The following is a 10,698-nucleotide window of genomic DNA, read 5'->3' on the forward strand; positions in this document are numbered from 1 at the left end:
GATGCCGGTCGGGCCGCCGGGGGACCGTACGACGTGAGTTCGACTCGTTCAACCCCCTTCCGTCCGCATCGTCCTCGCCCCTACGATCTGCGACGACCTGCACGGGGGAGGAGCGAGACATGTGGCCGTTCCGGCGAAGGACGGGACAGGACGACGCGGGCCTGGCGGTGGATCCGGCGATGGGTGATCCCGCCGCGCAGGCGCTCTGCGCGGCGCTGAGGGACCGGGACTGGCGGGCCGCCCGGGACGTCCTGGTCACCGTGACCGATCCCGACGACCAGGCCTTCTGCATGTACGCGGCCGGCCGGGTGCCGGACGTCCAGGAGTGGATCGGCGAGTGGGCCGACGCCGAGCCCCGCTCGACCTTGCCCCTGCTGGTCCGGGGCACGCATGCCGTGCACTGGGCGTGGCAGGCGCGGGGCTCCGCCTCGGCCTCACGGACCCGCGAGGAGCAGTTCCGCGAGTTCCACCGGCGGCTGACGTTCGCCGAGAACCTGCTGGACGAGGTCGCCGGCCGGGACGCGGACGACACCACGGCGCGGGCCTTCCTGGTCACCGCGGCACGGGGCCGCCAGGTGGGCCGGGACGAGGCGCACCGGCGCTTCGCCGAGGTGGTCGCCCGGCATCCCTGGCACCGGCTGGCCCACGCCCAGATGCTCCAGTACCGCTGTGCGAAGTGGTTCGGCAGCGACGAGGAGATGTTCGACTTCGCGCGGACCGCGGCGGCCAAGGCGCCGGCGGCCAGCGGACTGGCCCACCTGGTGGCCTCGGCGCACCTGGAGATCTGGCTGAGGCTGCGGTCCGGCGAGGACAACCGTTACCTCCAGCAGGCCGAGGTGCGCGCCGAGGTGCGCGCCGCGGCGGACCACTCGGTACGACACCCCCAGCACGGGCGGTACGCCGGCTGGCCGACCCCGCACAACATGTTCGCCATGGCGTTCGCCGTCGGCGGCGACCACGCGGCGGCGGCCGAGCAGTTCCGGACGATCGGTGACCAGGTCACCGAACTGCCCTGGGCCTACGCCGGCAACCCGGTGCGGGTGTTCCGGAAATGGCGGGGCAAGGTCACCGACAGCGTCGCCTGAGCGCCGGACGGTATTCTCGGCGGGACTTGCAGCGGGGCCGGGCCGGCTCCGGACGACGGGACGCCGAGGTGGGCCGATGGTGGGCGGGGCCGGCGGGCAGGCACGTGTGGCGGTGGTCGGCACCGGCCTGATCGGGGGGTCGGTGCTGCTCCGGCTCCGCGACGCCGGGGTCGACGTGGCCGGCTGGGACCCGGATCCGGCGACCCGGCGGCGGGTCGGCGACCGGGGCGTCGGCGCGCCGGACACCGTCGAGGAGGCGGTCGCCGGCCGTGATGTGGTGTTCCTCTGCGGCCCGCTGCCCACCCTGCCCGCGACGCTGGCCCGGGTCGCCGCGGCCACCGACGACCGCTGCGTGCTCACCGACGTGGGCAGCACGAAGGCCGAGGTGGCCACCGCCGCCACCACGCAGGGGCTCGGGCACCGGTTCGTGCCCGGCCATCCGATGGCCGGCGCCGACCGGGCCGGTCTCGGCGCGGCCAGCCCCGCGCTGCTCGACGGGGCGGCGTGGGTGCTCTGCCCGGGGCCGACCGGGGTGGCCGCGTTCCGGCGGCTCGCCGCGCTGCTCATCGACGTCTTTCACGCCCGGGTCGTGCCGATGTCCGCCCCGGAGCACGACAGCGCCGCTGCGCTCGCCTCGCACCTGCCCCACCTGCTCGCCGGCGCGCTGGCCGGGACGGTGCAGCGCTCGGCCCTGCGCGACGCGGTGCTGGCGCTCGCCGCGGGCAGCTTCTCCGACGGCACCCGCGTGGCCGGCGGCCCACCCGAGCGGACCGCGAACATGCTGCTCGGCAACCGGGACCGGGTGCTGGCCGAGTTGGACGCGGTCCGGGCCTACCTCGACGACCTGGCCGAGGCGCTGCGGGCCGGCGATCCCGGCAAGCTGGCCGGCCGGCTGGCCGAGGGCCGCACCGCCCGGGCCGCCCTGCGCGGGCGCGCGTTCACCGCCCACCGGCGGGAGTTCCCGGCCGCCGCCGACCACGCCGGAGAGCTGGCCTACCTGCGGGGGCTGGGCGCGGCCGGCGGCCACCTGACCGGCTGCCGGGTGGCGGGCGGCACGGTCACCTACACGGCGCACCTTCCGGCCACGCCGCCACTAGGCTGAGGACCATGGCGGACGCACCGGTCGTGGCGGTACGCGGCGAGGCGTACCGGGAGGTGGCCCCCGAGCTGGCCCGGTTCACGGTGACGGCGACCGGGCGGGACCGCGACCGGGAGACCACGTTGACCCGGCTGGCCGAGCGGGCCGCCGCCGTGCGGGTGCTGCTCGACGCGGCCGAGCCGGCCGTGGAGCGACGGGAGACCGGCCAGCTCCGGGTCTGGCCGGAGACGAAGCGCTCGGGTGAGCGGGTGGTGGCCTACCACGGCAGCGTGACCACCACGGTCACCGTTGTCGACTTCACCGCCCTCGGCGAGCTGATGCTGCGACTGGCCGACCAGGAGCAGGTCGAGGTGGCCGGTCCGTGGTGGTCGCTGCGGCCGGACAGCCCGGCGTACCGGGAGGCGCGGCACGCCGCGATCGCGGACGCCCTGGCCCGTGCCCGGGAATACGCCGAGGCGCTCGGCGCCCGGGTGACCGCCCTGCTGGAGCTGGCCGACACCGGCCTGGCCGCCGCCCCGCCCATGATGGCCAAGGCGGGCTTCGCCCGGGCCGGGGAGGCCGCCCCCGAGCTGGAGCTGGATCCGCAGCCGCAACCGGTGCAGGCGGCGGTCGAGGCGCGGTTCACCATCAGCGAACCGGTGCTCGGCTGATGCCGCCCGCGCAGGTGCTCCCGCTCGGCGAGCTGGTGGACCGGGCCCGGGCCCTCGCCGCCGACGGCCCGCGCCAGTTGCTCGGCATCGCCGGGGCGCCCGGGGCGGGCAAGTCGACGCTGGCCGAGCGGCTCGTCGCCGAGGTCGGCCCGGCCGCCCGGCTGGTGCCGATGGACGGCTTCCACCTGGCCCAGTCGGAGCTGGTCCGGCTGGGCCGGGAGGCGCGCAAGGGTGCGCCGGACACGTTCGACGTCAACGGCTTCGTCTCCGTCCTGCGCCGGCTGCGCCGGCTGGAGCCGACCTCGGTGTGGGCGCCGGCGTTCCGCCGCGACCTGGAGGAGCCGGTCGCCGGGTCGATCGAGGTGCCGCCCGAGGTGCGGCTCGTGGTGACCGAGGGCAACTACCTGCTGCTGCGCGACGACCCGTGGGAGGAGGTGCGCACGCTGCTGCACCAGGTCTGGTTCCTCGACCTGGACGCCGAGCTGCGGGTGCGCCGGCTCACCGCCCGGCACGAGGCGTACGGGAAGTCGCCGGAGCAGGCCCGCGCCTGGGCGCTCGGCAGCGACGAGGCGAACGCCCGGCGGGTCGCCGGCACGGCGGAGCACGCCGACCTGGTGGTCCGGCTAGCCGACCGGCTGCCGGGGTGACGGCACGGCCCGGCGCAGCAGCCGGGCCACCACGGCCCGTTCGCGGATGAACTCGGCCGCCTCGGGATAGCCGCTGTGGTTGCGGATCGGCGGGTCGGCCACCTCGCCGCCGGTGGGGTGCAGCGCCTCGGGGTCGACCACCGGCACGTCCCGTTGCCCGGCGCTGACCGGCCAGCCCAGCGGGTCGGTGTCGCGCCAGAAGTTGGTCCAGGCGACGTGGCCGCCGGGCCAGGTGAGCACCCGGGCCAGGGTGCACAGCCGCTCCGGGCCGAAGTACGCGGGGAAGACCCGGCCGTAGAGCCGGGTGAGCTGGCAGCCGTAGGAGAAGAACCAGATCCGGCGCCGCCAGCGGCGGGGCAGTTGGAGCAGCATGGCGGCGCAGATGACGGTGCCCTGGCTGTGTCCGGAGAGGATCACCCCGTCCATCCGGTCGGGGTGCAGCGGGGGGAGCGCGAGCAGCCCGGCGACCCGGGTCTGGAGTTCCGGCACGGCGCGCTCGGCGTAGCTGGGCGGGGCGAGCGGGTGCGCGGCGCGGGGCCAGAAGGTGCCGACGTCCCAGATGACGCCGACCGAGCGGCGCACCGTGTCGGTGCGGTAGACCAGCAGCCCGAGCCCGCTCATCACCACGGGCAGCCAGCCGAGCAGGGTGTCGCCCTGGTTGGCCGTCCAGTGGACGACGGTCTGCCAGCCGGAGGGGGCGAGCGGGCTGGGCCGGCTCCGGGAGAGCGCGGCCGCGCAGCAGAGCGTCACCAGCACCACGGAGACGGTCGCGTAGCAGCCGACCAGCCGGGCCGCGTGCTCGCCGACCAGCCGGTGCAGCGCGCGGAACGTGCTGACGTCGCGGCAGCGGCGAAGGTCGTGCGCGGAGAGGCCGGCGCCGTCGGTGGTGAGCGCGGCGTACTCGGCCCGGCGCAGCGACTGGAGCAGCACGCCCGCCCGGACGAGCAGCGCGAGCAGGGCGATCAGGCCGACCACGCAGGCCAGCCCGGCCCAGAAGACCGCGAGCGGCGGCACCACGCGGCTCTGGCCGCTCGGGTCGGCCCGGCTGTCGAGCCGGTCGCTGACCCAGTAGAGCAGGCCGGCGCAGTAGGCCACGGCCACCATCCAGCCGAAGCCGGCGATGAGCGCGGGGCCGCGCCCGCCCCAGGCCAGGTCGGTGTACGCGCCGAGCGGCTGCCCCGGCACGGCCGGCCGGGTCCGCGGCAGCAGCAGCCCGGCCAGGGCGACCCCGATGGCCGGCACGGCGAGCATCCAGACGCTCAGCCCGTCCGGTGCGCCGGGCAGGCCGGGCAGGCCGCGCTCGATCCAGGCCACCCCGAGCGGCAGCAGCACGCTGCCGGCCACCGGGCCGACCAGCGCCCGCCGCCCGGAGCGGTTCACCGCGCCGATGGTGACCAGCAGCAGCAACTGGTACGTGGTGAGCCAGGCGACGGCCGTGTCGTACCCGGGCAGCGACCGGTCGGTGTGGCAGCCGGCGATGCCCGGGTCGGCCACGCACCCGACGGGCGGCCGGTACGCGGACAGCGCCCGGCCGGCCGGACCGTCGGGCAGCAGCAGGAGGGTGAACGTCCCGGCCAGCCCCAGCCCGGTGAGCAGGGCGACGGCGGCGCTCCGCCGGCCGAGCGGGGTGGCGCCCTGCCGCCGGGTCAGCCAGGGCCGGCCCAGGGCGACCACCGCGATCGCCACGACGGCGGTGAGCACTCCGACGGTGGCCCAGGCGACCGCGGCCCGCGGCCCGCGCGGCGGGTCCATGATGATCACCGCGGCCACCGGCACCGCCGCCGCGACCACCGCCCCGGTGCACAGGTGCAGCACGGCCGCCCGGCGCAGTTGCCCCTCGCCGTTCCAGAAGGTCGGGTCCTGGAGCGGGTTCTCCAGCGGCTCCGGCCGCTCGGTCGGGGAGCCGTCCTGGCCGGGGTGGGGTTCGGCGGGCAGCTCCGCCTCGTACTGGTAGGTGCGCCAGGCGACCAGGCCGAGGCCGGCCAGCAGGAGCAGCGGCAGCAGCAACCCCACGGCGAGCGCCCGGGTGTCCTGGCGCCACCACTGGTTGCCGAGGAACTCCCACGGGCCGGGGAGGTGGCCGAGGCAGTCCAGGCCGACGCACTGCCAGCCGATCAGGTCCACGCCGATGCCGGTCGCCGTGAGGACGAGGGAGGCGGTGAGGCTCAGGCAGAACAGGCGGATGAGCCAGGCCGTGATCCCGGAGCGGCTGGCCCAGCGTTCCCGGTCCGGGTCCGCCGGGATGCCGGTGCGGGCGTAGAGCGCCACGTTGGCCAGGGTGAAGGGGAGCAGCAGCGTCCACAGGGCCCGCTCGACGTCGCGCCGGGTTCGCGCGCCGGAGGTCAACTGCCCCCAGCTGTACGCCTCGACCGTGATCGGGTCGTCCCGGCCGGCGGTGCTGGCGCGGTAGAAGCCGGTGACCGGCCCGCCGGCGACCAGTCCGGGCTGCGCCCCGTCACCGCCGGGGCCGGTGCGTAGCCCGAGCAGTTGGTCGGGCGGGGTGTTCGACACCCCGTGGACCCGCAGTTCGAGCACCCGTTCCATCGCGCCCCCTGGGTGAACCGGTCACTACCCAGAGTGCACCCTCCGTGCGGAATCCGCACTCCGGCCGAGGGGCCGTTTCAGCAGCTCAGGTGGCCTGTTCGAGGTTCCGGACCGGACGGGCGGGGTTACCCAGGGCCACCACATTTGGGGGTAGGTCGCGGGTCACCACGGCGCCCGCGCCGACCACGGTGTTCTCCCCGATGGTCACGCCGGCCAGCACGATGACCCCGCCGCCCAGCCAGACGTTGTCGCCGATGGTGATGGGCTGGGCCGCCTCCCACTTGTCCCGCCGGGCCGCCGGCTCGACCGGGTGGGTGGCGGTGAGCAACTGCACGTTCGGTCCGATCTGGACGTCGGCGCCGATGGTGATCCGGGCGACGTCCAGGAACACCGCGTTGAAGTTGACGAAGCAGCGCGGGCCGAGGTGGGTCTGGTAGCCGTAGTCGCAGTGGAACGGTGGCCGGACCCAGGTGTCCTCGCCGACCGCGCCGAGCAGTTCGCGCAGGGCGGCGAGGCGCCCCTCGGGGTCGTCGGCGGAGCTGCGGTTGAAGCGCTCGTTGAGCCGCGCGGCCCGGTCCAGGTCGGCGATGATCTCGGGGTCGTCGGCGATGTAGAGCTCGCCGGCGAGCATGCGGTCCTTCATGGCGGTCACCCGGGGATGATGCCGGCCGCGGCGGTCGATGCGGTACCGGTTCCGTCGGATCGGCGACTTCCGGCCGCATACGCGGTATGCCCTCGCCGCCCGAGGTCCGGCTCGAACGGCGGGCGGGCCGGGCCGCGACGCCCCGGCCCGCTCCGCGCCGCCGGTCAGTCGTTGGCGTGCAGCGCCGCGTTCAGTTCGATGCCCCGGCCGGTGCGCGGCTTGGCCTCCAGCGCGCCGGTCACCGAGTTGCGCCAGAACAGCAGGCCGTCCACCCCGGACAGCTCCCGGGCCTTGACCACCCGGCCGTCCGGCAGGGTGATCTTCGAGCCCGCGGTGACGTAGCAGCCGGCCTCGACCACGCAGTCGTCGCCGAGCGAGATGCCGATGCCGGCGTTCGCGCCGACCAGGCTCCGCTCGCCGATGCGGACCTTCTCGGTGCCGCCGCCGGAGAGGGTGCCCATGATCGACGCGCCGGCGCCGATGTCCGAGCCGTCGCCGACCACCACGCCCTGCACGATCCGCCCCTCGACCATCGAGGTGCCCAGCGTGCCGGCGTTGAAGTTGCAGAAGCCCTCGTGCATCACCGTGGTGCCGGAGGCCAGGTGCGCGCCGAGCCGGACCCGGTCCGCGTCGGCGATCCGCACGCCGGCGGGGACCACGTAGTCGGTCATCCGGGGGAACTTGTCGACCCCGTGGACGCTCAGGTGGCGGCCGGCGGCCCGCTCGATGACCCGCAGCTCGTCGACCCGCTCCGGCGGGCACGGCCCGGCCGAGGTCCAGGCCACGTTGGCCAGCTTGCCGAAGATGCCGTCGAGGTTCAGCTCGTTGGGCCGCACCAGGCGGTGGGAGAGCAGGTGCAACCGGAGGTACGCGTCGGCGGCGTCCTTGATCGGGTCGTCCAGCGAGCCGATCACGGTGACCACCTGGACCGTACGCAGGCCCGGCAGCGCCCGCTCGCCGATCGCGCCGGGCGGCAGGTCGAGCACGTCGGCCTGGTCCTCGCCGGGGACCAGCGGCAGCTCGCCGAGCCCCAGCTTGCCGGTCGGGTACCAGGTGTCCAGCACCTGATCTTCAGCGGTGATCGTGGCCAGGCCGATGCCCCAGGCAGACTGTGCGGTCGTCACGAAAATGACGGTACCGTGCCACTCATGCAGAACCCGTTGACCCCCGAGGTCTTGGCCGATCCGGTGGCGCTGACCCGCGCGCTGGTCGACATCGAGTCCGTCTCCCTCAACGAGAAGGCGATCGCCGACTGCGTCGAGGAGGTGCTGCGCGGCGTGCCGCACCTCACCACCTACCGGCACTCCAACACGGTCATGGCGCGTACCGACCTGGGCCGGGCGCAGCGGGTGGTGCTCGCCGGCCACCTGGACACCGTCCCGCTGAATGACAACTTCCCGTCGACCATGCGCGGCGACCTGATGTACGGCTGCGGCACCTCCGACATGAAGTCCGGCGTGGCCTTCGCGCTGCACCTGGCGGTGACCCTGCCCGACCCGCGCTACGACGTCACCTACTTCTTCTACGAGGCCGAGGAGATCGAGTCGAGGTACAACGGCCTCACCCTGGTCTCCCAGGCGCACCCGGAGTGGCTGGAGGCCGACTTCGCGGTGCTGCTGGAGCCGACGTACGGGATCGTCGAGGCGGGCTGCCAGGGCACCATGCGGGCGATCGTCACCACGCACGGCGAGCGGGCCCACGCGGCCCGGTCCTGGCACGGGGTGAACGCCATCCACGGCGCCGGCGAGGTGCTGCGCCGGCTGACCTCGTACGAGGCGCGGCGGGTGACCATCGAGGGGTGCGACTACCGCGAGGGCCTGAACGCGGTGCGGATCACCGGCGGGGTGGCGGGCAACGTGATCCCGGACCGCTGCGACATCGAGATCAACTACCGGTACGCCCCGGACCGTGACCCGGCCGCGGCCGAGGCGCACCTGCGCGAGGTCTTCGCCGGGTTCGAACTCGAGGTCACCGACGCGGCGGCCGGCGCGGCGCCGGGCCTGGACAACCCGCCGGCGCAGGAGTTCCTGGCCGCGGTCGGTGCGGCCCCGATCGGCAAGTTCGGCTGGACGGACGTGGCCCGGTTCGCGGCCATGGGCATTCCCGCGCTGAACTTCGGGCCGGGCGACCCCAACCTGGCCCACCACAAGGACGAGCACGTCGAGCTGACCAAGATCCGCGACGGCGCGGCCACCCTGCACCGCTGGCTCGCCTCGTCCTGAGGACACGACCGGGGGCCCGCGTCGCGGACGCGGACCCCCGGATCGGCCGGCCGGACCGTCAGACGGTGGTGCTGAGCGGCGTGTCCGTCTCGGTGCTCTCGCCGGTGAGGTCGGTGTGGTGGGCTTCCATCATCCGGGCGCGGCGGCGCTCGGCCACCACGTCACGGATCCGCCGCTGCATCTGCCGGCGGATCCGGATCATCTCGCTGTTGCTGATCAACGCTGGCTCCTCCCCCGAAGGCGCGTCGCCCGGGGCATACCCGGTATGTGAATAGTAAGACGTACGAGCGAGCCATTTAGTTGCCCATGATCACGAAGAATTTCTCCGGCTCGCCCGCCTCCGCACCGCGCCGCCCCGCCTCCACTACGGTGGCCCCATGAGCCAGAGCGACGGACGGCCGCCCGGCCACGGGCCGAGTGGGGAACGGCACCGGGGCGCCGTCACGCTGCGCAACCGGGCCATCCCCACCAGCACCGCCGACCAGCGGCTGCTCGACTCCCGGGGCCGCGGCGACTGGAAGACCAAGGACGCCTGGCGGGCGTTGCGCATCCTGTCCGAGTTCGTCGAGGGCTTCGACACCCTCGCCGACCTGCCGCCCGCGGTCAGCGTCTTCGGCTCGGCGCGGAGCAAGCCGGAGAGCTTCGAGTGCCGGCTGGCCGAGGAGCTGGGCGGCGCGCTGGCCCGGGCCGGCTACGCGGTGATCACCGGCGGCGGGCCGGGCGTGATGGAGGCGGCCAACCGGGGCGCCGGCCAGGCGGGCGGGCTCTCCGTGGGGCTGGGCATCGAGCTGCCGTTCGAGCAGGGCCTCAACGACTGGGTCGACCTGGCCATCGACTTCCGCTACTTCTTCGCCCGCAAGACCATGTTCGTCAAGTACGCCCAGGCCTTCGTGGTGCTGCCCGGCGGCTTCGGCACCATGGACGAGCTCTTCGAGGCGCTCACCCTGGTGCAGACCGGCAAGGTGACCCGCTTCCCCGTGGTGCTGATGGGCGTCGACTACTGGCGGGGCCTGCTCGACTGGCTGCGCGACAGCATGGCCGCCGAGGGCAAGATCGGCCCGACCGACCTGGACCTGATCTGCGTGACCGACGACGTCAACGAGGCGGTCCGGCACATCGTGGAGGCCGAGGCGGTGCTCTCCGCCGAGCAGGAGGCGGTCCGCGAGGAGGCGGTCGCCCGGGTGGCCGCCGACCAGCAGGCCGCCGCCGAGGCCGCCCCCGAAGGGCCGGCGGAGCAGAGCTGACCATGGCCAACGTCTGCGTGTTCTGCGCGTCCTCGCGTACCCTCGACGCCCGCTGGCTGGACCTCGCCACCGAGACCGGCGCGGCGCTGGCCCGGCGCGGGCACACCCTGGTCAGCGGCGGCGGGTGCGTGGGGATGATGGGCGCGGTGGCCGACGGGGCGCGGGCCGCCGGCGGCCGGACGCTCGGTGTCATCCCGCAGGCCCTGGTCGACCTGGAGGTCGCCGACCTGGCCTCCGACGAGCTGCTGGTCACCGACGGGATGGCCAGCCGCAAGACCCTCATGATCGACAAGTCGGACGCGTTCGTCGCCCTGCCCGGCGGGCTCGGCACCCTGGACGAGCTGTTCGAGGTCTGGACGACCGCCACCCTGGCCATGCACGCCAAGCCCATGGTGCTGGTCGACGCCGACGGCTTCTACCGCCCCCTCCTCGACTGGCTGCGCACCCTGGCCGACCAGCACTTCCTCAAGCCCGCCGGCCTGGACCTCCTGCTGGTGGCCGACACGGTCCCGGAAGCCCTCGACCTCCTGGACGCCCGCCTGACCTGACCGGCGGCGGGTTTTC

At 74.7% G+C, this 10,698-nt stretch carries 11 protein-coding genes; 7 read left to right on the plus strand and 4 right to left on the minus strand.

Annotation, left to right across the window (positions count from 1 at the left end; all coding sequences use genetic code 11):
* Window positions 1–179 precede the first annotated feature (179 nt).
* The 4 genes from FXF50_RS20205 (at window position 180) to FXF50_RS20220 (ending at window position 3,481) form a co-directional block, all read left to right on the plus strand.
* Window positions 180–1,085, plus strand: coding sequence for a DUF4034 domain-containing protein (locus tag FXF50_RS20205; RefSeq protein WP_148430149.1), 906 nt, complete (start codon window positions 180–182; stop codon window positions 1,083–1,085).
* 76 nt (window positions 1,086–1,161) lie between these two features.
* Window positions 1,162–2,187, plus strand: coding sequence for a prephenate dehydrogenase/arogenate dehydrogenase family protein (locus tag FXF50_RS20210; protein WP_148430151.1), 1,026 nt, complete (start codon window positions 1,162–1,164; stop codon window positions 2,185–2,187).
* Between the two features lie 5 nt (window positions 2,188–2,192).
* Entirely contained in the window at window positions 2,193–2,834 is a 642-nt protein-coding gene (locus FXF50_RS20215) for an SIMPL domain-containing protein (protein WP_148430153.1), read from the plus strand.
* Complete coding sequence (locus tag FXF50_RS20220; RefSeq protein ID WP_148430155.1) at window positions 2,834–3,481, plus strand: nucleoside/nucleotide kinase family protein; 648 nt, start codon at window positions 2,834–2,836, stop codon at window positions 3,479–3,481. The genes FXF50_RS20215 and FXF50_RS20220 overlap by 1 nt, the downstream gene beginning before the upstream one ends.
* Here FXF50_RS20220 and FXF50_RS20225 read toward each other — a convergent pair.
* The 3 genes from FXF50_RS20225 to dapD all read right to left on the minus strand — a co-directional run bounded on the left by FXF50_RS20225 (window position 3,458) and on the right by dapD (window position 7,792).
* Complete coding sequence (locus FXF50_RS20225) at window positions 3,458–6,025, minus strand: hypothetical protein (protein WP_148430157.1); 2,568 nt, start codon at window positions 6,023–6,025, stop codon at window positions 3,458–3,460. The genes FXF50_RS20220 and FXF50_RS20225 overlap by 24 nt on opposite strands.
* 85 nt (window positions 6,026–6,110) lie before the next feature.
* Window positions 6,111–6,677, minus strand: a complete 567-nt coding sequence (locus tag FXF50_RS20230) for a sugar O-acetyltransferase (RefSeq protein ID WP_148430159.1) — start codon at window positions 6,675–6,677, stop codon at window positions 6,111–6,113.
* Window positions 6,678–6,832: 155 nt separating this feature from the next.
* Window positions 6,833–7,792 carry a 2,3,4,5-tetrahydropyridine-2,6-dicarboxylate N-succinyltransferase gene (gene dapD / locus FXF50_RS20235; protein WP_148430161.1) on the minus strand — a complete coding sequence of 320 codons (960 nt, stop codon included), beginning with the start codon at window positions 7,790–7,792 and terminating at the stop codon, window positions 6,833–6,835.
* 24 nt (window positions 7,793–7,816) lie between these two features.
* On the opposite strand from dapD, the gene dapE reads away from it, so the two are divergent.
* Complete coding sequence (gene dapE / locus FXF50_RS20240; protein ID WP_148430163.1) at window positions 7,817–8,890, plus strand: succinyl-diaminopimelate desuccinylase; 1,074 nt, start codon at window positions 7,817–7,819, stop codon at window positions 8,888–8,890.
* A gap of 58 nt (window positions 8,891–8,948) precedes the next feature.
* Here dapE and FXF50_RS29385 read toward each other — a convergent pair whose 3' ends face one another.
* A complete protein-coding gene (locus tag FXF50_RS29385; RefSeq protein WP_187399743.1) occupies window positions 8,949–9,110 on the minus strand; it encodes a hypothetical protein in 162 nt (53 codons plus the stop codon).
* A 157-nt stretch (window positions 9,111–9,267) separates the two neighbouring features.
* Here FXF50_RS29385 and FXF50_RS20245 point away from each other — a divergent pair, with 157 nt between their 5' ends.
* Together FXF50_RS20245 and FXF50_RS20250 are read left to right on the plus strand one after the other, a co-directional pair.
* A complete protein-coding gene (locus FXF50_RS20245) occupies window positions 9,268–10,134 on the plus strand; it encodes a TIGR00730 family Rossman fold protein (RefSeq protein WP_148430165.1) in 867 nt (288 codons plus the stop codon).
* Between the two features lie 2 nt (window positions 10,135–10,136).
* Window positions 10,137–10,682, plus strand: a complete 546-nt coding sequence (locus tag FXF50_RS20250) for a TIGR00730 family Rossman fold protein (RefSeq protein ID WP_148430167.1) — start codon at window positions 10,137–10,139, stop codon at window positions 10,680–10,682.
* The last annotated feature ends 16 nt before the right edge of the window (window positions 10,683–10,698 follow it).

The organism is Micromonospora sp. AP08 (assembly GCF_008085935.1).
Taxonomy (GTDB): Bacteria; Actinomycetota; Actinomycetes; order Mycobacteriales; family Micromonosporaceae; genus Micromonospora; species Micromonospora chersina.